Below are 23,160 nucleotides of genomic sequence, written 5' to 3'. Positions count from 1 at the left end.
GATTATAAGGAGAGAATAAGAAATGGCAGTGTTTATAGGAAAGGAACCACTAGAAAAAGCTTTAGAAGAATCAAGGGGTAACAATAGAAGACGTGATATAAAAGGATTAGAAGGAGAACTAAAAGTAGGAAATTTACTTTCTCAATATTTGCCTGACGATACATTTGTCATAGCTCATCCATCCATTGGAAAGTATGATCCTGATTTTTTAATCATTTCTCCGAAATATGGATTTAGATTAGTAGAGGTAAAGAATTGGAGCATACAGAACATTCGTGAGGTCTATTCTAACGGAGCACTTAAAATCATAAACACCCAGCAAAATCCCTTAAATCAAGTGAAGAAACATATAGATGAATTTAATGGATACATAAAATCCTTGAAAATTCCGACGCTATCAGATCCGTATAAAATGATTGGCTTTACCGTCCTTCACTTCGGCTTTACTAAGAAGGAAATTGAAGGGAAAATGATTGGATGGGAAAAATCGAATAAGGAGAATTATTTTAAACACCACATTTTTTTAGATCAAATAAACAATGAAATAAATACTATACTTGAGAAAGCGGTAAAATATCCGTTAAACAGTAATTCTATAATATTCTCAAAAGATGTTCTTCACGAAGTAATTGATAATATTTCGATTACAAACGAAATAAAGATCGATGAAGTTTTAGAGTTTTTTGATAAGAAGTTAGATTCTATAGAAGAGAATATAAAGAGCATGCGAGTTCAAAATGAGTATAAGAAGTTTCAGAATCAAGAGAAACCAATAAGGAAGTTAAAGAAATCCGTTACGTATGGATTACTTATATCGGTTGTTCTTATTTTGGCAACGGGAATATTTTTTTTCAGTAAATGGGTAAAAGGAGAAAGCAATAATGCATCATACTCTTCTCTTAAAGCTATAAAAGATAATGCAGAGATAGGTGACCGTATAAAGTTAGAAGCTACAGTAAACCAGTTTTCATACGATAAAAACAGTGGAACCAAGTTTTTAATTCTTACAGATGGAGAACGGACAATTGATGGGGTGATTTTTAAAGGAATAGAAACCCCTTATATAAATAAAGGTAATACTTATGTATTTACTGGTGAATTTGATTCTTACAAAGGAAAAAATGAAATTGTTATTCATAATGTAAAGTAATAGAAATTCCAATAAATTTCCAATATAAGCATGAGAAGCAGAAAATCAGCAAACTTTGCTACCTTTAAACGTTAAGCGTAGCCCCATTCGTGCGTAGCCAATCTTCTCGATTTTCATAACCGGGCCTCAACATGGCCATCGACTCCCAGAATACTTTGAATGATACATATGTATCAAATGGGTGAGTTCATTCGCCAACACGTACTCAATCATAGAGACAGGGGCTAAGAAAATGAGCCAGTTAAAGAAAATGGATCCTGCCGGTGTGCAGCTCCCCCAGCGCTGTTTCTGATCGTCATAATCAATGTCTTATTAGATGTTTTAGATATGTATTGTCAAATTTTATTTAAATTTGAAAGTTTAGAGGACAAAGGGAATTTGAGTTATACAAAAGTCGAATTCCCAGGTTTTGATGGGAATAATGAAACAACTTACTTAGTTTATACAAGGTATTAAATAAAGGATTTAGGTAGATTCCAGGAACTTAAGGAAAGTACAGAATTTAGAGATTTCAATAGTCATAGGCGAATGATTCCTAAATACTTGGAGATGTTGAAGACTTGGAATTCTTTCGAGAATAAATATGAAATGTCTTTTGAAGAATTAAAAAAATTATTAACTAGACACCCAGTACTTTAATGAAATTTAAAGCGTCTTCGGATGCTTTTTTATTTTGGAGGAATAATCAGTGAGAGATTATAGATATTACCATAACAAAAATGTATCTTTCACGTATCTCCACACTTTGTGCTTGTAACCCTTTTTCTTTCAAACACTCATAGCATTTAAGTTCAACTTTTGTAAAACATGATTAAGTTCGTCATACACTGCACCTTAATAATCTTCCGATAAACACTCTATTTGCCCATGAACTGGACATGGCATCATTAATTTTTTATTCTGATGATTTTTTTCAAGGCAAGAATAGACATTGCTTAAGATCATGTAGCATCCTCCCGCTTCTTCTAAGCTCAGCGATTAGAAGTCTGTAAGCCAATTGAGTTGAAAACACATGTAACTAGCCACCGCTCTTAATAAAATTTGCTCCCACTTCTGTAGTTACAATCCGAGCGACAAAGCAGGAAGGACAATGCCGCCACGAAGAGCTTGCTGAAGGCGCCCGTTCAAGCCATTGAGGGCTGTGTTCATCACTCCTACCTAAAACCATTATTATAATTTGAAAGAAAAACTACTTTATTTAACGTAAAGAAGCCCTGCCTCCTTTGCGTAAACAATAGTATTGGCCTGTAAAACATTGGTGAAATGATCCGTAATGGATAATAGAAGAAGTACAAAATTTTATTTAAGAGTAAAAAGACTGTTATAAATTTTTTATATATTGTATATAAACAAATTAAGACGGCAACTTTCTATTGATAATTTAAATATAGACATAATTCTTAAGGATTTGGACATAATAATCATAAAAGGTAATTTAATGAGGTTTTAAAATGAATATAAACTCAATAGATAATATAGGTAATCAAAAAAGTCGGACCTCACTTTACAATTTAGAACTAATTGGTAAGGGTTCTAAATATTCGGAAAGTCTAACTAGCTATTTAGTTAGGATGGCTGAGGCTCATTGTTTAAGTTTTGGTAAATTATTTAATTGCATTTTAGCTCCAGCACTTAACAAGGACTATATTAATAGAAGTATAAAATTTGGCGGAAATCGATTTTTTGACAATGCTCACAGTTTAAATGGAGTTAATTCAAATGCCTATAATATGGTAAAAGTATTAGAAAAATTAACTTCCAATAGTGACTTAATTGATTCGACTCTTTATAAATGGAGGGGCGTAATTTCTAATAAAGGGTTGTTTAATAAAAACTTATATTGGTGTCCATTTTGTTTAAATGACTTTCAAAATAAGTACCATACTTTCTATTATCCACTTCTATGGTATTTAGAACCAGTATCTTGTTGCACAGAACACAATATATATTTAGTTAATAAATGTCCTAGCTGCAGTAAAGAAATTCCAATACTACATAGGAGTTTAGTTAACGGATTTTGTCCATATTGCAAGAACAATTTAACACAAATTGATTCATACCCTGGTTTTAAAAGAAATAAGAAAGAAGAGGAATCTTTTTATACTGAAAGTTTAGGGGGGTTTATTAGTGGTGCTCATACTTATCCCGTTTTAAAAAGAGAAGTTATTAAAGAAAAGCTAGTTTCTTTGATTGATGAATATATAAAAAAGGGATACAGACAAAAGGATTTGGGTTTTCCAAAGGTTACTATCCATGAATGGAAAACAGGAAAGTCTATCCCTCAACTACTCAAACTACTTGAATTATGCTACCTCTTTGGAATCTCATTTAAAGATTTTTTTTATAGCGGAAATTTATCAGTGGTTCCGAAGGTGAAGAATCCGCAAGATGTTACTTTGAAAAGGAGAGAGCTTAATTACAGTCAGCTTGAAATAATCTTAGAAGCGTACTTAGAGTTAGAACAACCCATCTCTATGGAAGAGTCATCAAAAAAAATAGGGATAAATAAGAGGTTACTTTATAATAAAATGCCATTTATATGCAAACAAATTTCTGCAAGATATAGTTCACATATAAATCAAAAAAAGCAAGCCAATCGTATACGACTAGAAAAGGTAATCAAAGAAGTAATTGTTGAACTTGTTCAAAAAGAAGTGCCTATTACAAGAAGAAATATAGAGCTATTTCTGAATTCTAATCAACTTTTACGAGGAGAATTTGAAAGAAAGATTTACTTAAAATGTTTGAATATTCAGAAATAATGAATTAGAATAAATAGCGTAGAAAGGATGGTGATAAATTTGGAAATGTCCTCATTTAAGATGTGGTGTGAGATGAATAATATTGAAAAAAAAACTCAAGATTTTATTAATAACAACATTAGGCTTATGCAGCCTTCCCGAAATGTGGGAGGTGGAAATGTTAGTCTTACTGGAAAATATCCAAGCAAAAAAATGGGAGTCTACATTCAATGGGAGAGCGGTAAGGTTGAAGGTCCTGCTATATTAATGATGGAAAACGATACAGAAGTGCTTGAATACTATGATCAACCAAATCAAATAAAACTTAATTTCGTAGACAATAGTGGGAAGAGAAGAGGGGTCTTGTACACTCCAGATTTCTTTGTAATTCGAAAAAGTAGTGCAGGGTGGGAAGAATGGAAAAATGAAGGGGACTTGCAATACCTTTCTTCTAAACAGCCGTGGAAATATATTAAAGATGAAAAGGGGGTTTGGCGGTGCCCTCCTGGAGAAGAATTTGCTAAACAGTTTGGTCTTAATTTTACTGTATGTACAAGTGAAAAGATCAATTGGAAACTCCATAGAAATTATACATTCTTAGATAGTTACTTACGAAAAATTGATTTTCTTTGTGTACCTGGAGATGATGTACTACTAATAAGAGAAATAGTTACTAATGAGCCTGGTATTTCCTTAAATGAATTAATTAAAACATTAAAAGGACAGATAAATGCTGACAGTATCTATACATCAATCATTAAACAGTCTATTTATGTAAATTTAAATGAAGAAGTTTTACCTGAAGCGAATAAAGTTTTTGTTTATTTAGATAAAGAGCATGCTACAATGCATAAAAATATCATCGACTGTAAAAATGACTTGCCTAAAGTCAATAAAATCTCTCTCGAAGTAGGAAACAGTATTATTTGGGATTCAATAAATTGGAAAATTATTAATGTTGGCAAATCGACTATAATGCTAATGACAGAGGATGGTAAATATAATGAACTTCCGAAGGATTTGATTAAAAAACAAATCCAAAAAGGTCGAATATCAAGTGACCAGAGATCTAAAGAGATAGAAAGCGACTTAATGGAAATTATTATAGCTGCTAGTGAATCTGATTATCAAGTGGCTAATTACAGGTTAGTTTACGTTAGGGAATATATTAATGGAACATTCAAAGAGAAAGAAAAGCCAAGCAAAAGACTAGTCCGAGATTGGGTTTCTAAATATAGAAAAGCAGAAAAGTTAGTGGGGAATGGATATGTAGGTTTACTTCCAAATGACAAAAATAAGGGTAATAGAACAGAGAGATTATCTAGTCAAGTTAAAGAATTAATGGAAGACTTCATAGAAAACAGGTATGAAACAAGTACTGAGAAAAATAGGTCGGTAGTATGGGGGGAGTTTAAATTGGTTTGTGAAGAAAAAGGCCTATTAGCTCCTAGTTTACAAACGTTTTGTAAATATATAAAATTACGTCCTAGAGTTCAGCAAATAAGAAAAAGAAAGGGAGATAAGGCTGCCTATCAAGAAAAATCCTTTTATTGGGAGTTGGAATTTACTACACCGAGACATGGAGATTTTCCTTTTAACATAGCTCATCTAGACCATACAGAGTTGGATATTGAACTTGTACATTCCCATAGTGGGAAAAATTTAGGAAGACCATATTTAACTCTTCTCTCGGATGCTTATTCACGCAAAGTACTAGCTTTTTTTCTGTCTTTTGAAGAGCCCAGTTATAGGTCATGTTTAATGGTTTTCAGAGAATGTGTCAGAATACATAACCGATTACCTCAGCAAATCGTAGTTGATAATGGTAAGGAGTTCCATAGTGTTTATTTTGAAACATTACTTGCTATGTATGAAAAAGAAATAAAGAGAAGGCCATCTGCACAACCTAGGTATGGGTCAGTTTTAGAAAGGATGTTCGGTACAACTAATACTTCATTAATCCATAATCTTCAAGGAAACACAAAAAACATGAAAAATGTAAGGCAGGTTACCAAAAAAGTAAACCCAAAAAACCTCGCTATATGGACATTGCCGGATTTACATAAAGCATTAAACCATTTCTTCCACGAAGTATACGATTCATTGGAACATCCTTCATTAGGTTTGTCCCCTTCAGAAGTTTTTAAATTAGGCATTGAATTAAGTGGTAAAAGAGATCATGAATATATTCCGTATGATCCGTTATTTGAAATTTTAACGTTACCATCTACAAAAAACGGAGAAGTAGTTATTCACACAAATACTGGAGTCAAAATAAACTATCTCTATTATTGGAATGATGTATTTAAAAATCCAGAATTAGTAAAAACTAAAGTGAAAGTAAGATATGACCCATTTAATATGGGAATTGCATATGCATATGTTAATAAAAAATGGGTAAAGTGTATTTCTGAGTACTATTCTATATTTAAAGACCTCTCAGAAAAAGAGATTAGATTTATTACAACTGAATTAAGGAAAATTAAAAAAGATAATTCGAAAAATTATTCAATCAATGCAAGTAAAATCGCAGCTTTTATAAATAATATGGAAGATAATATTCAATTTGAGATGTTACAATCAAAAGCTAATGAATTAAAAAAAGTAACAAATAATAATTATGATCACGTGGCACCTGAACCCCAGTTTAAATCCCATCCTCCATATCCTATTAATGAAACTTTAAGCAATAATAATGAAGTATTTAAAAATCTGGAATTGTTTGAGGAGTTTTAAATGAAAGATGATATTGAATTTAACCACGAAAATAAAATAAAAGAACAATTTATCATCCGAAACATCAATCATCCAATTTTAAATCATGTATACACTGATTTAATGGAAAAGATTGAGACTTCAAAAGAAGGAAAAGTATTCATCGTATTTGGACCCACTGGAGTAGGAAAGTCTACACTTTATGCAAAGGTTAAAAGCCAATTATTATTTTTGAGTAATGATAACATGAAAGTAGATCGGGGAATGATCCCGGTAGTATCGCTAGAATTACCTTCTCCTGATAACGGTAAGTTCAACTGGAAAGACTTTTATCAAAGAATACTAATAGAATTTAATGAGCCTTTAATTGGTAATAAAGTTGATCAAAGTAATTCTTATAGAGGTAAGATATCTAATTATAAACCCACAACCTCTCCAGAACTTAGGAAGTCACTAGAAAATGCAATTAGATATAGAAAAACAAAAGTAATATTGTTAGATGAAGCTCAACATTTATTAAAAATGGGAAGCGGAAGGCGAATACAAGATCAAATGGATTTTATAAAATCCATGGCGAATATTACCGGTTCCATATTTGTTTTATTTGGGACGTATGAGTTAAATGCATTTTTTGATATGAATGGACAGCTGAGTAGGAGGATATCTGAAATTCATTTCCCTAGATATGATATTAAAATTGAAAAAGATCTCATGGCATTTAAGGGTATAGTATATACTTTCCAATCGTTATTACCATTCGAGGAAAAAGAAGGTTGTCTATTGAATCATTGGGAATTTTTCTATGAAAGATCGGTTGGTTGTGTCGGGATTTTAAAAGAATGGATAGATAAATGTTTTTTAGAGGCCATAAAAGAAAGTGGAAATGGTATAAACCTAGACATCATTGAGAAGTATGCCCCCGCACCATCAAAAGCCTACAAAATTGCTGAAGAAGCTATTAATGGGGAAAACGAGTTTAAAGACAATGAAGGGAAAATTGAAGTACTGCAAAACCTATTAGGTATGTCTCAAAAAGAAGGTCATAAATACAATGTAGGCCTCAATGAGAACGACAAAGGGGAAAAAACAAAAAAAATAACTGTTGGGAAAAGGAATCCAAAAAGAGATAAAATTGGAATTGATGAAAGTAACTAACTGAACTTTGAATAAATCTTAAAGAGGAGGTTAGTGAAGAGTGATAGAGGTAGACCCTTTGTATAACGACCATGTGTATAATACGAGCACTTCTAATAGATCTACATTGTATAACTTAGAACCAATAGGAATAGGCACCCCATTCGTGGAAGGTTTAACTAGCTACCTTATGAGAATTTCTAGCGCACATTGTATAACAACAGGAGACTTTATAAAGGGTATATTGTTGCCTATATTGAAGAAAAAACTCTATTACTCTGGGATTTACGCTCAAAATTATGTCCAAAATTTTCACGATGGCGCATGTTTATTAGGGAATACTCAAACAGCTTCAATGAATATAGATATTTTAAATAATCTTACCAGTAGAAGTGACCTCAAACATTTAACACTTGTTCCCCATGGTGTATGGTTAGATACTAAAGGTTCTATAAAACAAAACAAGTACTGGTGTGGTTATTGTCTTGAGGATATGAGAATAAATAATAGCAATATTTACGAAATGTTAATTTGGAATATTTGTCATGTTAATTGTTGTACTATTCATAAAACAGAGTTGCATCATACATGTCCATTTTGTAATTCGTTTCAAAAATTTATCAAGTTTAAATCTACTATAGGATATTGTCAATGTTGTAATCTATGGCTAGGTCAAGTAATAAATAGGGAAGTTAAAAATCAGAAAAAACATGTGGCAGAAAGTTTGATTGGAGAGATGTTAGTTGTACCAACTGAAGTTAGTCTAGTAGCTAATGACTGTCTGATAAATAATTGCAGGAAAATCTATGATATGCTTCCTGCACCGAAAGAAAAAACAATTAAAGATAGAGTGGGGATTTCCAGGAAATCATTTACGGGATTTATAAAAAATTCGCATTCACATATTAAACTAGAAACTATACTTAAACTTTCTTTAGCAAGTAACACTACTATAGGAGATTTATTAACTCAAAATATTGTAGGTGAAATAGAAGAATTTAGCTTAACGAGTTTAAATAAAATAGGGAAAAAGAAGGCTGCAAGTGAGATTTTAAAAATGAAAAACAAAGTGAAACACTTTTTTGAATCGTGTAAAAAAAGTAATGAACTGATAGTGTTTAGGCAGTTAAAAAAAGTTTTAGGAATTAGTTATGTTTCTGTTGAAAAGTATTTTCCAGAGATCTACCTAGAAATGAAAGAATTAAATGTGTCAATAAGAAAGAAAAATAGGGACAGAATAAAGGTGGAGAGATTTGAACTGATTAGAAAAATTGTAAATGAAATGCATAGTTCTAACCAATATCCGGGCTTGAAAAAAGTTATGAGAGAACTTCCTTTTGTTATAACGGGATTTGAAAAGGAGTATAGGGATGTGTGGGAAAATTCTTTGAAGGAACTTGGGATTAAGATGAAAAAAAATTAGTATTATTAGTTAACTAAACGTAGAAATTTTGTTTTTATGAAAGTTCTAACTGATTTCATTAATACTGATATCATTAATACTGATATCATTACTACAACTATACTTCGCTGTCCTTATATCAAGGCTATTAGTTCTATGGTTGTAGTTACTTATAATGAGGCGCGAACAAGTGTGTTAATATCTAATTTATAACAGTGGCGAAGATACAAGAAATATAAGAATATTGTCGATAACAAGACTTTTCCACTATTAATTAGCGGACTCAGACAAAGGAGCTTAATTGTAAGTAAGTAAAATGACCTAGATAGGAATAAGAAAAAATTAAGGGCACTAATTATTAAATTGAATAAAGAAGGACACTATCCATCAATTCCTCGAATAAACAATGAATTAGTTTTTAAAGAAGAGGAGCTAAAAAGTTACCGTTTGCAGCTTTTTGAAGAATTAGTAATATCGATAAATAGGAACTGGTATCCTGATAAAATTAAAGAGTTAGATTAGAGCATTTCAACACCTGCACCTCCTTTCTACACCTATACTTAAAAGGTGTATTTTTTTATGGAAATTCTTGTTTATAAGCTATTCGGAAGTCCAGGAATATGGTAGATTGGAAATAAATAGAAATAATTAGCGCTGAATGCGTACGACAATTACAGTTGCAAAATATTATGGGGGGTTGTTAAATATGTATTTAAAGAGTATAAGTCTTACAAATTTCAGGCAGTTTGGCATGAAAGAGGATGGTAACCCAGGAATCACAGTGTTTTTTAATTCAAATTTTAATGTATTAGTAGGCGAAAATGATGCTGGTAAGACAGCGATAACTGATGCGATTAGATACTTACTAGGAAGCGTAAGTGATGACTTTGAAAAAATTAACCAAGAGGACTTTTATTGTTACGACAAGGATATGTACAGTGATTCTTTTTATATAGAAGGTATTTTTACTGACTTATCTGACCGAGAAGCAGGAACGTTTCTTGAATGGTTATCTTTCGATGAAGATAAACATTACCAATTGAGAGTTTGTCTTAGCGCAGATAGAAGGAAAAACGAAAATGGAAAGGAATATATCGATAGAAAAGTTCAAGCGGGAGATAAAAATTTCGAGTATAGACTAGACGCTTCAGCTAAAAATCTACTTAAAACAACATACTTAAAACCAATGCGTGATGCTCAAACAGAATTGAAACCAGGAATTCGTTCAAGACTAGCCTATATATTGAAAGCCCATCCTGCATTTAATAATGTTGACTCTTCTAAGGATAGCAATGAACATCAGTTAGTAACTGTTATGAAAGAAGCCAACAATCAAATTGAATCATATTTTAGGGAAGAGTATGCTGATAGCCACTCTTTAGTTGGTGATATAGAAACTTTACTAAGTGATTTCTATGATATCCATGATAAAAGTAAATCAAAATCAAGATTTACTGTATCAAGGACTGACTTAACCTCTATTTTAAGAAAATTAAGTCTTGAAAATGAGGATATCAATTTGGGTTTGGGTAACTTGAATTTACTTTTTATTGCTGCGGAGTTACTTCTATTGAATAATTTGGAGGAAGATCAACTACTCATTGGTCCAAATATTACTTTAATTGAAGAGATAGAGGCACACCTGCATACCCAAGCACAAATAAGACTTATTAAGTATTTGGAAGAAGAGCTTGATAGGCGAAATAATCGAAACCAATTCATCTTAACATCACATAGTCCCAATCTTGTAGCATCCATTGATCCTAAATTTGTTATTTTAATGCATGATAAAACAGCTTATCCTTTGGATGAAATTTATACAAAGTTGGACAAAGCAGATTATGGGTTTATTGAAAGATTCCTAGATTCAACAAAGAGCAATTTGTTTTTCGCCAAAGGAGTAATATTTGTTGAAGGTGATTCTGAGATGCTTTTATTACCGGCAATTGCGAACTTGATAGGATATCCATTGCATAAACATGGAATATCGCTTGTTAATGTTCAAGGAACTTCTTTTGAGCGATATATAAAATTGTTTTCTAGATCTGACTTATGGTTGGAAGATATGGACTTACCTGCTATTAATCTACCATTATCGATAATAACCGATTTAGACGTAAAAGCATGGACCTATTACGAGACTGAAGGGAAGATTAAATCAATATATGCAATTAAAGATATAAACGAACTAAATGATGTTCTGGCTTATTGTGATGAGGAGATTGAAGATATAGATGTTGATAAGATTGGACAAGAATATTCTACTGTAAAAAAATTAGTAACTGATTTTGGGTTTAATATTGATTCATCAAATGAAGATCTATTAACTCAAATAACCAAAAAAGATATCACCCCACAATATTTAGATTCAATTGAAAAGCAAAAGTTTATACAATTCCAAGATAAGTATAATGAGTACAGCGCTAATATAAGTGTAAATGTAGCACCCAAATGGACTCTAGAGTACAGTCTAGCATTAAGTGAACTTGCACCTTTGTTATTAAAAGCTGTTCATGAAGTAAGATATAAAAACCCTATACCGGTAAGAGAAAAAAGTTCTTTGATGATCTCAGTAGAGGCTTGTCAGAAGGAAAAAATCGAGAGGAAGTTGCATACTCGATATTTAAACCTATTAATGATAAGAATGTTTCTAAAGCTGAAGTGGCACAGAGACTTGCCATTGAAATAAATGAAATAACAAAGGATGAAACGAAAGCTGAAAAATGGAAAGAAAAAGTCATGGAGGACAGTAATATAGCATACTTGAGAGAGGCTATAAAACATGCTGCAATGTCTAGCCAAAGAGAAGGCAGGCTTAACCTATGAGAAGCGAGATGAATGAAATAACGTCTCTGTTACTACCTGATGGTTGTGACTTTTCTGATAGCCAGAAAGAAGTGATAACCTTTGATAAGTCTGCCAATATAGTTGCGGGACCGGGTACTGGAAAAACAACAGTTTTAATTGCAAAGTGTGCGTATATTTTAAAAGAGAATATCTATAGTAATAGAGGTATTTGTCTGATTACACATACTAATGTAGCAGTTGACGAAATACGGTTAGGGTTAAAAAAGGTTGGGGTCTATAATATAGAACATCCTAACTTTATTGGCACTATTCAAGAATTTTTTAATACGTATTTTGCTAAAAAAGCCTATCACTATATAAATGGAGACAAACAAATTAGGGTTCTAGATGATGATGAATATGAGGCAATATATTTTAATATATTTGAGCAGTATAAGCCATATAATTATAATTATAGAACTCCTAGACTTAAAAATATGAAACCGAGTTTAGTAATTAGTAATGAGGGCACACTTTCTATTGAAAGTCATGCTAAGAATTCTTATAGAAGAGAGTTTGAAGAGAGCATTATAAGAATGTTCGAGATGGGAATATTAACAAATCATCAATGCTTAGAACTATCGAAATGGTATATCGAAAAATACAAGGAACAGTTACAGGAAGCTATTAAAAACCGTTTTAATTATGTTTTTTTAGATGAAGCACAAGATACTAATGAGCTTCAATATGAGATGTTAAATAACCTTTTTTTAAATTCTAATGTTATCTATCAAAAATTCGGTGATCCATACCAAGCTTTGTATAATATTTTTGAAGGAAATAATGATGTATGGGTACCTTCAAGTGAGCTGGAAGTACCTAAAAGAGAAATTGCTCAAACTTCTCGATTTGGCTCAAGCGTGTCTAATATAGTGAAAAATGTATGTGTTGAAAGGTATGATTCATTTGAGTCTTCAGAGGCGGTAGTCTCGTTCCCTCCGTATTATATAATTTATGAAGACGAGAATGACTTATTGGTAAAATATAGAGGGCTTATTAGTTTATGCGAAGATGAGTCTGAATCATTTTTTTACTCTCAAAAAAAAGATGCAATAGTAGCGCCACTTCATGCTGATTTAGAAAATCTATTTACTAGCTATGTTAGGCCTTCAGTTAATACTGGAAACAGAGAAGGTCGAATTAGGAAGACTTATAACTATCTTCTGAAGTTAATAGCAAAGGAAACAGATACCTCGTTTAAAGAAATAAGAATAATGGTTAATGAAAATTCACTTTATAAAGAAAAAATGGGTATATGTATTAAAGAAATGATGCAGAGCAATTCTAAAACTTATTTAGTTAAAAATAATCTTGAGGAGATTTTGAGTATATTAACAAACCATGAAAAGGTTAGTTTTACTTGTGTTAATGTAGACAAGCAGATTCAATATCTTCAGCAGTCTTTGTCTCATGAAGAGTGGGGAAACATGTCTGAGAAAGAGCTTGAATTTTATATAGGGACGATTCATTCAGTGAAAGGTGAAACACACCGCTCAACATTGCTGCTTTTAGATACTGAGTTTAGAGAATTTTCGCGGGATGGAACTCTTTTGCAACGTCGCCACATATTTGATTTACTTAGTCAATATCTTATAGGGAATCATAAGAATCCTTACTTAATTTCTGACTTCTCAGAAAGAGATGAAACAATCAAAGCCTTGAAGTTTGGCTATGTTGCTTTGAGTAGACCAACGCATTTAGCTACGATCGCGATACCTGCAAGGTTAATATCTGGTTCTGATGAGATACTATCACGATTAGATAAGGATGGTTGGACTAATTATGAGAGTGGAATAGAGCAGTATCAATAGCATTTTAATAAATAATTGAAGGTTAATACAAGTATAAATCATATTAATGTCAGAAGTATTTATTTAAAACATAAAGATGTCAAGAGTTAGGGAGAATGCCTATTTCGACCTGTATTAATAGGGAAATTCCATTAAAGTTTCAGTAATAATAATGTATTAAACAGTTGTATCTCATGTGGCTGTAAGAGTGGCAAACTTATGCTTAATAATTTGACAAATATATGATTTAAGTCACACATAGATGCAATATAAAGCATAAAATGTCCAATAGGGCAGTTTATGCTTTATTTTATATGCGGATCATTAGTGAAACCCTTCTTATTAAAACAGACTAAATTTACCATTCCCTCATTGTCCATAATTGTAAATGATGGTAAAATTTCAGAAAAGTGAAAAAGGGAGTGGGCGCGAGTGATTCATAAAGTGGGCCAAATCATGCTGTATGTAAACAACCAGGATGAGGTTGTGAAATTTTGGACGGAAAAAGCAGGCTTCCAGGTTATTTCTGATGAAGATAACGGACAGGGAATGAGATGGATTGAAATTGCTCCAGCCAATGATTCGGAAACCACAATTGTTCTCCACAACAAAGAATTCATTGCAAAAATGTCGCCTGAATTAAATCTTGGTACGCCTTCTTTACTGTTTTTCTCTGACAATCTGGATCGATTACATAGCGAATTCTCAAGCAAAGAAATTACAGTTGGAGAAATCGTGGCCATGCCTTCTGGCCGGGTATTTAATTTTTCAGATTGTGAAGAAAATTATTTCGCTGTCATGGAAAAAAAGTGAGTGTTTAATAGAGAATAAAGCAGCATCCATATTTGCGGATGCTGCTTTATTTTTTTCCTGAATCACACGGTTGTCATCCCGCCTAATTTACTGATTGTGAGATTATATCCTGTAATGATCCGCTCTCCAGTCCTGAATAAGCTTCTTAATATCATCAGGCTTTAAGTTCTCTGCCGCTGCTTTTTCACTTAGCGCTGGCAGCTCTTTGTCGGAGGCAAACCTTAGCGCGACCGCTTGTTTCACAGTCAGAGAGGGATTCATCATTTTTCCTGTAAGCACATAGTGACGCAGATTTTCTTCCGCACGTATAGCACGGTCTTGAGCTTTCAAAGTGTATGTCCGCACGAGCACTCCAATGATGACAACACTTACTGCAGTAAGCAGTATGATAAAGGCCTGGAACACATTTTTTCCGCTGCTCATTGCATTGATTGCATGAATAACTGCCGAAATCAGCATACCGAGAAGCAGTACGGATAGAACATAATGATAAAGCGGGTGCATCCGTGTGTGGTTTTTGTAATTTTGGGTCTCCATTTTAACCTCTCCATTTACCGTTTTGTATTATGTCTCCTCTTTAGTTTACTTATTGCAGCGGGCTTATTCAATTACGTTGAGTTCCTTTAACATTTTTATTCAGAACTTGGTGAAAAAATTCATACACACGTTAGCGGGAAGATTTAATTGGACCAGGCAGGGCCAGAGTGGGTTAACCATCTGTATTATTATGAACAAGGCAAAATGGACTGTGGGGGAACAGATCAAAGCAGGCCAAGGTGATTCTTCTGTAATCTAAGGCGTACATACAAAAACGCTTTTCTTTTCTTCTGAAATATTTTAAGCCAGCGCTTTATATATTTAATAAAGGCGGTAATAAAGGGGGGGAAGAGATGGAGGAGGTCCTGCAAGTCGATGTCCTGATGAAGCTCAGCTTTTCGGCCATTGCAGGCATCATAATAGGATTGGAAAGAGAATTAAAGGGAAAACCCCTTGGTTTGAAGACATGCTTGATTATTTCAGTAACTGCCTGTTTGTTAACGCTTGTTTCGTATGAGTCTGCCTTTATGTATGCTGAAGCTTATTCCCGGCCAATGGATCCCGGCAGGATTCCCTCGTACGTGATTAGCGGCATTGGTTTTTTGGGAGCAGGGGTAATTCTGAGAAGACACAACGAGGTTATCTCCGGATTAACGACGGCTGCACTCGTCTTTTCCTCCGCAGCCATCGGGATTACCATAGGAGCGGGCTTTTATATTGAAGCACTGGCTGGAGTGGCTTTCATTTTTACAGGTGTAAGAATCCTTCCCTATCTGCTGGAGAAGTTTGTAATCAGGCGTTTAAGAGAAAAAGAATTCAAAGTAAAAATATATATTTCGAAAGATACCAATCTTACCAAGCTGCTGAAAGAATTAGAGGCATTGAAGCTTGGAATCAAGCGCATCAGAATCAAGGAAGAAAAAGAATGGATCACCATTTATTGCGTTGTGGCTTCCGAAGTAATAGACAGCCCTACAGAAATCTTTTATACAATCAGGAAACCATCGGGTGTTTTTCGGGTGGACGTAGAGAATATGGAATAGGATCTGGCGAAATTGGATGGGAAATGCTGGAGGGGATAGATGCTCCTATTTTCTCCTCTTTTTTTAATGATTGCAGCGAAAGATGCCAGGGCAGTAAGGTGTGCATAAATCATTTCTATGTATGGGTATTATTCCCTTGTAAAAAAATGTAGAATAGAGGAGGGTGGTTTATTGCATTTTTTTAGGAAGGGGAATTTATCAAATGACCGAGCCGGCCACAAATACATCCGAAAATCGCGGTTTAAAAAAGACCAGATTACGGCGTATTAATATATTGTTTTTTGCGGTATTCTTTGCTTTTGTTATGGTGATTGTCCGTTTAGGGATTGTTCAGATTGTACGGGGAGAAGAGTTTAATAAGGAACTCTCGAGAACCGAGACAAATGTATCTTCCTACCCTGCACCGAGAGGCAAAATGTTTGACCGCTATGGCAGAGTGGTTGTTGATAATATTGGGGTTCCTGCTATTACATATACGGTTGATAAGAAAACGAAACCGGAGAATAAAATAAAAACCGCAAGAGAACTGATTAAACATATTAAGGTCGAATCAGAAGCGCTTAAAAAGATTCAGGAGCAGGAGAGCAGCAGAGACCTAAGGGATTACTGGCTATCCGCTCATCCAGAAAGAGCAAAGGAGCTTCTTAAGAAAAAAGAGCTGGAACTGGATGGAAAAGAGCAATATCAGCTGCAAATTGAAAGGGTTCCCAAAGCAGAAATTCAAAAAATGAAGCGAAGTGAAAGGCAGCTTTCAATGGCCGTGCTGTTTAAACGGTTTTCATCCGGGTACCAATATGAGCCGCAAATTATTAAAGCTCAGGTTTTACCTAAGGATGCAAAGCCAGGAGCGGATGTCATGCTGACCAATGATGAGATAGCCCGCGTTTCGGAAAATCTTGAAAAAATGCCGGGACTGAATATCATCACCGACTGGGACAGGCAGTATCCTTATGGTAATTTATTAGGGCCAATCCTTGGGAAGGTCACGACATCTCAAGAAGGTATTCCGAAAGAGCGCATGGATTATTTTCAGGCACGGGGGTACTCAAGGAACGATCGTGTAGGCAAAGGATATATTGAAATGCAGTATGAGCAGTTTTTAAATGCCTCCAAGTCTAAGATCCAATATACAACCGATCGAGACGGCAGCGTATCTGAAGAAATCCTAAGTACCGGAAAACGCGGCTATGACTTGCAGCTGACATTTGATATGGAGCTTCAAAAAGAAATTGAGAAAATTCTTGAAGAAGAAATCATAAAAGGTAAAAGAACAAGCGGCAACGGGCTTGTGAACAGTGCCTTTGCCGTGGTGATGGATCCAAACAATGGGGACGTGCTTTCAATGGCCGGAAAGCAATTTGACTTTAGAAAGAGCAGCAAGCCGCTGGATTTTTCCTACGGAGCTTTTACAGGACAGTATGAGATGGGATCTGTGGTGAAGGGTGCGACTGTTCTGACGGCCTATCAAAATGGAATGCCTGTCAGCACAACCTATTACGATGCTCCAATGACGTTTAAAAACACCGCTACGAAGTCCTCTGCCGGCAATCGGTCACTCGGCTTGGTAAGCGATATTACAGCGTTAAAAAAGAGCTCGAACATCTACATGTTTAAAGCAGTCATTGAAAATATTGCAGGATTTTCATATGTAGAAAATGGCACGTTTAAAGGAGGTTTTAACGATTTTGAGACTTTGAGAAACGGGTACTACCAGTTTGGATTAGGAAGAGAAACCGGAATTGACCTGCCAAATGAATCACATGGATACAGAACAGATCCTGACAATGTCGGACAGCTCCTTGACTTTTCCATCGGACAGCTGGACACGTATACACCGCTTCAGCTGGCACAATATGTTTCTGTCATAGCAAACGGTGGATACCGCATTCAGCCAAGAGTCGTAAAATCGGTTCATGAACCCACATCTGAAAAGGGGCTTGGCCCGTTTCATCTGGATAAGGAACCAAAGGTATTAAACCGGATCAATAATACCCCGGCAGAAATCAGACAGGTCCAAAGGGGATTTAAAGCCGTAACACAAACGGGCGGAACCGCCGCCGGCACCTTTACCGGCCTGGATGTATCCGGAAAAACCGGAACCGCTCAGACAACATATAGATACCCTGATTCAGACCTTACGGAAAAAACATATAACATAAATTTTGTGGGCTACTATCCCTCCGATGAACCGGAAATTGCTTTTAGCGTAGTCGTACCGTATGCTGAGAAGCACATCAATAAAGACATCGCTGCCAGGGTTGTGAAAGCTTATGTGGATTTGCAGAAGAAGTATGCTGAGGAACCAGCCGGGACCAGTAAAGCAGAATAATCAATGCGGCCTCCATCAAACAAGATGGGGGTCTTTGTATATCCGGAATTCAGGCGGTTTGGATATCAAATCAATTTTCGCAAATATTAATAAGCATAAGAGTGATTAAGGGGCCGATGTTTATGACCGAATTTCCTGTCATCCATACAAATTTCTGGGACGTTGTACTCGCTGTCCCTGCCATTATTATTCTGACACAGCTAATTAAAATTTTCCTGCCCATTCCCCGTCCATATATTCCCACAGTAGCATCCATCCTGGGTTTAATGATATCCATTTTTTTCAGCCACCGGCATAACCTGTGGGCGGGCTTGTTCATGGGATTTTTTTATGGAAGTGCAGCAATTGGAAGCTATGCTTCTTTGAAAACGTCAATTCTAGCCTATAGGGAGAGTTTTTCAGCTAAGAAAGAGTGAAGCGAAGGTCGGTGGTTGTTCATGTAAAAAAAGCAGATCCGGCGGCCGGATCTGCTTTATCTGTTATTCACCCAGGTCTACGTTATGATAAACCTGCTGAACGTCTTCTAAATCTTCAAGCGCATCAATCAATTTTTCAAATTGAGCTTGGGTATCTTCCGGAAGCTCTACATCGTTTTGTGCAAGCATGGACAGCTCGGCAACAGTGAATTCAGTAATGCCGGCGCCTTTGAACGCTTCCTGCATCGCATGGAACTGATCCGGCTCTGCATAAACAATGACGGAATCCTCTTCTTCCTGAATATCGCGTGCATCAACATCGGCTTCCATAAGAAGCTCAAGAACGTCATCGGAAGATTTTCCTTCTACTCCGATAACAGCTGTAGCGTCAAACATGTAAGCAACAGAACCACTGACCCCCATGTTCCCGCCATTTTTACCGAATGCTGCCCGAACCTCTGAAGCCGTGCGGTTTACGTTATTGGTCAGTGCATCTACGATAACCATAGCCCCGTTCGGTCCAAACCCTTCATAGCGAAGAGTATCGTAGTTTTCCTCAGAACCGCCTTTTGCTTTCTCAATCGCGCGGTCAATAATATGCTTCGGCACATTGTATGTTTTGGCCCGTTCAAGAACGAACTTCAAGGCTTGGTTCAATTCAGGATCCGGCTCGCCCTGTTTAGCCACAACGTAGATTTCGCGTCCGAATTTTGCGTAAATCCGACTCGTGTTTTTATCCTTAGCTGCCTTTTTTTCCTTAATATTATTCCACTTACGACCCATACTGCTCACTCTCTTTCGGTATTAAATCTATTTTATGATTCGGTTATGATAGGGTGATTCATTACCTTTTATTATAACGTATTTGGGTGGGTGGTTACGAGTTTTTCTTGGTGGATAGGGGGAGGGGGCGAAGAGGAGGTCGATTTTTGTCGGAAAGTCGATATATCGGAAAAATAGCCGATATAATGAGATTTCGGTCGATAAATTGAAATAATAGCCGATAAAATTTTATTTTGGTCGATATATCCGTAGTTCGGTCGATATCCTCCCAGCTAACTCCAAAACGGATGAAGGTACAGCAAAATTTTTCGAGAATATAATAGTATTCTCAAAAAAGGAGTGCTTACATGATCATTAAGAAGAGAAAATCCCCGCTCATCATCCTCAAATTACAAGCTCTGCAGAGAAGATTGCCGGACAATCATCCAAAGGTACCCCAAATTACTGAAGAACTCAAAAAAAGAATGGCAGGCTATAGAGGTGAACTTGCTGCTGACTATCAGCTTTCCCTTTATTCTCAAGAGAAACAATTTATTTTACAGGATTTACGTCTTCCTTGCGAAACGTCTTATTTCCAAATGGATACTCTGATTATAACCTCTAAATATGCAATTATTTTAGAAATAAAAAATATAGCGGGAACCATATTTTTTGAACCGAATTTTAATCAGCTAATTCGGACCAAAGATGGACAGGAAACAGCTTTTGCTGATCCTATTCTTCAGACAGAACGCCTTCAATTTCTTCTCAAGCAATGGTTTGTGAATAACGGTTTCCCCTATGTTCCTATTTTCTCTCTAGTAGTCATCAGTAATCCGCAAACCATTATCCAATCGCCGCATGCCTACCAGTCTAAATTAGCAGAAAAAATCATTCACTGTGAAAAACTTCCTCTGAAAATGAAACAAATAGAGTCTGATGTTAATACCGGTATTCTTAGTGAAAAAGAATTTAGAAAGCTAAAAAAATTTTTAATGAAAGAACACAGTGAGGCAGATTTCCCCATACTTGATAGATTTGGATTAACACATGAGGACCTGTTAAAAGGAGTTTTCTGTCCGGTTTGCATACTCTTAACTGAGAGATATAAAGGCGGCTGGTATTGCTTAAAATGCCAGAATAAGTATAGAAACGCTCACCTTGAAGCGCTAAATGATTACAAACTGCTAATTAGTTCTACGATTACGAATAAAGAAATCCGTGATTACTTGCAGCTTGTTAGCCCCTCTTCAGCAACAAAGCTCCTCCATTCCCTCAACCTAAAATCCACCGGCCAAAACAAAGGCAGAGTTTACGAACTCTCGCTCAAAGAAAAAAGCACCACTTGAAGAGGTGCTCCTGCGAAAATCATTCCGTACCTTTTTTCCATTTTTCAGCCTCAATCAGCATTTTTCCCGGCCACGTATAAGCCATAATTCCGCCATCAGCGGTAATGTCTTCGCCCGTTACATAAGAGCTGTCGTCTGATGCCAGGAATAGAGCGACGTTTGCCATTTCTTCCGGACGCCCGAGTCTGCCCATCGGGGTAATCCACTTGTTGGCTTCTCTGAATTTCTCGCCCATATCTTCGTCTTTGCCGCCTACAAGTGTGTCAATTAAAGGCGTTTCAATTGTTCCAGGAGAGAGGGAGTTTACACGGATTCCATCACGGGCATAATCAATCGCCATTGCCCGTGTAAAGTTTGTGATTCCGCCTTTTGCAGCATTGTATCCAGAGCGGTCAAGGTCGGCTGCTCTCCCTGACATTGAGGAGGTATTGATAATCGACCCTCCGTTATCAAGCATGAGCGGGATTAAGTATTTGCTCGCAAGGAACGTTCCGCGCAAATCGACGGCTATAATTTTATCAAACAGCTCGACTGGGTATTCGTGCACTTTTCCGCCTTGCTGATCAACGCCTGCGTTATTGAAAAGTATATCAATGGTTCCATACGATTCTTTTAATTTCCCGGCAAAAGCAGCTACGCTTTCCTCACTGGAAACGTCGAGATAAGTTGCTTCAGCCTGTCCGCCATTTTCTTTGATTTTTTCCACGGTTTTCTTCATTTCATCTTCATTGATATCCGCACAAATCACTTTAGCGCCTTCTCTGGCAAAAATTTCGGCGGTCGCCCGTCCGATTCCGGTTGCAGCACCAGTAATGACAGCTGTCTTGTTTTCTAATCTTCCCATACTGGAAAACCTCCTAAAATAATCTCTGTCTGCTAGCTTCCCTGTATGTGAAGGAGTAAACATACGAATGTGCCGGAGGACAAGCAAAAGATAGGTGAATCTTAGAATCCCAAAAGACTAAAAATCCCCATCAGCAAAGAGGACTTAATCACAAAATAGCATTGACGAAAAACCCTAAATACATGTACATTCAAATCAAAGTTTCCTAGGGTTCCGCGCGCTTTTAGGCGGCCTGATCCGAGAAGAGATGCTTGTACACGGAGATAAAAGCCCGGAAGGATATCATAAAGGTATCTTTTTTGGGCTATTTTGCCGGAAAAGGAGAGGTTCAAGTTGATCATTCATTATTTGCAGCATGTCCCCTATGAGGGTTTGGGTTACATACAGGATTGGGCAGATTAAAAAGGGTTCCATCTGATGAAGACAGCTTTATATAAGAGTGACATCCATTTCCCGGAATTGAACGAGTTTGATCTGCTTATTGTTCTCGGCGGTCCGATGAATATCGATCAAACAGACGAATATCCTTGGCTGAAGCAAGAAAAAGAGTATATTTCCAAAGCCATACATTCAGGTAAAAAGGTGCTGGGAATTTGTATGGGATCTCAGTTAACCGCGAGTGCTTTGGGCGCAAACGTAAGCAAAAACGCGTTTGAAGAAGTAGGATGGCATGAGGTGAAAATGAGAGAGACTCGAATTCCGGGTCTGCCAACCAGTTTTAAAGCGATGCAATGGCATGGGGATACATTTGATCTCCCGGAAGACTGCATTTGGCTGGCAGAGAGCGAAGCTTGTTCCAACCAGGCGTTTCTATACGATGAGCGGGTCATCGGTCTCCAGTTTCATCTGGAGTTTACAGAAGAAATTGTTTCTAAAGTTGCCGAGAGTGAAACTCCTTCAAAGGGACAGTATGTTCAAAGTTTGAAAGAAATTGCAGAAGGCAGACATTATTTTCAGCAATCAAAAAGATTAGTTAGCTGCTTTCTAGATTATTTGAATCAGCAATAGAAAACTATCTCAAAATTTCAACTTCTCCGTGATAGGTTGCTAAATACCTATACCTGTTTTAGAATAAGCTATACTCAATTAACCTAATTTTATATCCTTGTATAATATCAGTTAAGATTCGGTCTGATAGTTTCTACCTGGCAGCCGCAAAATGCCGGACTACAAGGAAGTATGATCATATAAGAGAAGCAGGGGCATGCCGTTTACAATGGGCAACCCTTGTCTGCAGGCTCTAATTTTCATGCTTTCGGTCCATTTGGCTGAGGGTGAAAATTAGGGT

17 protein-coding genes, 1 pseudogene and 1 riboswitch are annotated in these 23,160 nt (G+C 35.9%); of the genes and pseudogenes, 14 read left to right on the top strand and 4 right to left on the bottom strand.

What is annotated here, in order from left to right; translation table 11 throughout:
• The first annotated feature begins 22 nt into the window (after window positions 1–22).
• On the top strand, window positions 23–1,150 hold the full coding sequence (locus J9317_RS17460) for a nuclease-related domain-containing protein (protein WP_211560960.1): 1,128 nt from the start codon (window positions 23–25) through the stop codon (window positions 1,148–1,150).
• Between the two features lie 126 nt (window positions 1,151–1,276).
• On the opposite strand, the gene J9317_RS21070 is transcribed toward J9317_RS17460, so the two are convergent.
• Window positions 1,277–1,402, bottom strand: a complete 126-nt coding sequence (locus tag J9317_RS21070) for a M48 metallopeptidase family protein (protein WP_431190711.1) — start codon at window positions 1,400–1,402, stop codon at window positions 1,277–1,279.
• A gap of 30 nt (window positions 1,403–1,432) precedes the next feature.
• Between J9317_RS21070 and J9317_RS21065 the strand changes: the two are divergent.
• The 8 genes and pseudogenes from J9317_RS21065 to J9317_RS17410 all read left to right on the top strand — a co-directional run bounded on the left by J9317_RS21065 (window position 1,433) and on the right by J9317_RS17410 (window position 14,592).
• Window positions 1,433–1,789 (top strand): annotated as a pseudogene (locus J9317_RS21065) (YfbU family protein).
• An 812-nt stretch (window positions 1,790–2,601) separates the two neighbouring features.
• Window positions 2,602–3,912 carry a TniQ family protein gene (locus J9317_RS17440; RefSeq protein WP_211560951.1) on the top strand — a complete coding sequence of 437 codons (1,311 nt, stop codon included), beginning with the start codon at window positions 2,602–2,604 and terminating at the stop codon, window positions 3,910–3,912.
• Window positions 3,913–3,984: 72 nt separating this feature from the next.
• Window positions 3,985–6,627, top strand: coding sequence for a TnsA endonuclease N-terminal domain-containing protein (locus J9317_RS17435; protein WP_211560949.1), 2,643 nt, complete (start codon window positions 3,985–3,987; stop codon window positions 6,625–6,627).
• Window positions 6,628–7,761, top strand: a complete 1,134-nt coding sequence (locus J9317_RS17430) for an ATP-binding protein (protein ID WP_211560946.1) — start codon at window positions 6,628–6,630, stop codon at window positions 7,759–7,761.
• Window positions 7,762–7,801: 40 nt separating this feature from the next.
• Window positions 7,802–9,163, top strand: coding sequence for a TniQ family protein (locus J9317_RS17425; RefSeq protein ID WP_211560944.1), 1,362 nt, complete (start codon window positions 7,802–7,804; stop codon window positions 9,161–9,163).
• 685 nt (window positions 9,164–9,848) lie between these two features.
• On the top strand, window positions 9,849–11,831 hold the full coding sequence (locus tag J9317_RS17420) for an ATP-dependent nuclease (protein WP_249292225.1): 1,983 nt from the start codon (window positions 9,849–9,851) through the stop codon (window positions 11,829–11,831).
• A gap of 145 nt (window positions 11,832–11,976) precedes the next feature.
• Window positions 11,977–13,800, top strand: coding sequence for a UvrD-helicase domain-containing protein (locus tag J9317_RS17415; RefSeq protein WP_211560942.1), 1,824 nt, complete (start codon window positions 11,977–11,979; stop codon window positions 13,798–13,800).
• A gap of 411 nt (window positions 13,801–14,211) precedes the next feature.
• Window positions 14,212–14,592: a VOC family protein gene (locus J9317_RS17410; protein WP_211560940.1), complete on the top strand. Its 381-nt coding sequence runs from the start codon at window positions 14,212–14,214 to the stop codon at window positions 14,590–14,592.
• Between the two features lie 102 nt (window positions 14,593–14,694).
• Here the strand turns inward: J9317_RS17410 and J9317_RS17405 are convergent, their stop codons facing one another.
• Entirely contained in the window at window positions 14,695–15,129 is a 435-nt protein-coding gene (locus tag J9317_RS17405) for a DUF6526 family protein (RefSeq protein WP_211560938.1), read from the bottom strand.
• Window positions 15,130–15,482: 353 nt separating this feature from the next.
• On the opposite strand from J9317_RS17405, the gene J9317_RS17400 reads away from it, so the two are divergent.
• The 3 genes from J9317_RS17400 to J9317_RS17390 all read left to right on the top strand — a co-directional run bounded on the left by J9317_RS17400 (window position 15,483) and on the right by J9317_RS17390 (window position 18,917).
• Complete coding sequence (locus tag J9317_RS17400; RefSeq protein ID WP_211560936.1) at window positions 15,483–16,172, top strand: MgtC/SapB family protein; 690 nt, start codon at window positions 15,483–15,485, stop codon at window positions 16,170–16,172.
• A 202-nt stretch (window positions 16,173–16,374) separates the two neighbouring features.
• Window positions 16,375–18,501: a peptidoglycan D,D-transpeptidase FtsI family protein gene (locus tag J9317_RS17395; RefSeq protein WP_211560934.1), complete on the top strand. Its 2,127-nt coding sequence runs from the start codon at window positions 16,375–16,377 to the stop codon at window positions 18,499–18,501.
• A 122-nt stretch (window positions 18,502–18,623) separates the two neighbouring features.
• Entirely contained in the window at window positions 18,624–18,917 is a 294-nt protein-coding gene (locus J9317_RS17390; protein ID WP_211560925.1) for a hypothetical protein, read from the top strand.
• 63 nt (window positions 18,918–18,980) lie between these two features.
• On the opposite strand, the gene J9317_RS17385 is transcribed toward J9317_RS17390, so the two are convergent.
• Complete coding sequence (locus J9317_RS17385) at window positions 18,981–19,700, bottom strand: YebC/PmpR family DNA-binding transcriptional regulator (RefSeq protein ID WP_211560923.1); 720 nt, start codon at window positions 19,698–19,700, stop codon at window positions 18,981–18,983.
• A 347-nt stretch (window positions 19,701–20,047) separates the two neighbouring features.
• Here J9317_RS17385 and J9317_RS17380 point away from each other — a divergent pair, with 347 nt between their 5' ends.
• On the top strand, window positions 20,048–21,028 hold the full coding sequence (locus J9317_RS17380; RefSeq protein ID WP_211560921.1) for a nuclease-related domain-containing protein: 981 nt from the start codon (window positions 20,048–20,050) through the stop codon (window positions 21,026–21,028).
• Between the two features lie 19 nt (window positions 21,029–21,047).
• On the opposite strand, the gene J9317_RS17375 is transcribed toward J9317_RS17380, so the two are convergent.
• Window positions 21,048–21,872 carry an SDR family oxidoreductase gene (locus tag J9317_RS17375; RefSeq protein WP_211560919.1) on the bottom strand — a complete coding sequence of 275 codons (825 nt, stop codon included), beginning with the start codon at window positions 21,870–21,872 and terminating at the stop codon, window positions 21,048–21,050.
• A 417-nt stretch (window positions 21,873–22,289) separates the two neighbouring features.
• Between J9317_RS17375 and J9317_RS17370 the strand changes: the two genes are divergently transcribed.
• Window positions 22,290–22,880: a type 1 glutamine amidotransferase gene (locus J9317_RS17370; RefSeq protein WP_211560917.1), complete on the top strand. Its 591-nt coding sequence runs from the start codon at window positions 22,290–22,292 to the stop codon at window positions 22,878–22,880.
• 77 nt (window positions 22,881–22,957) lie between these two features.
• Window positions 22,958–23,062: riboswitch (purine riboswitch) on the top strand.
• Window positions 23,063–23,160 lie beyond the last annotated feature (98 nt).

The sequence above is a fragment of the Metabacillus flavus genome (assembly GCF_018283675.1).
Classification (GTDB): Bacteria; Bacillota; Bacilli; order Bacillales; family Bacillaceae; genus Metabacillus_B; species Metabacillus_B flavus.
Note: the sequence above shows the minus strand (reverse complement) of the source record. Positions and strands in the feature narration are given on the sequence as shown.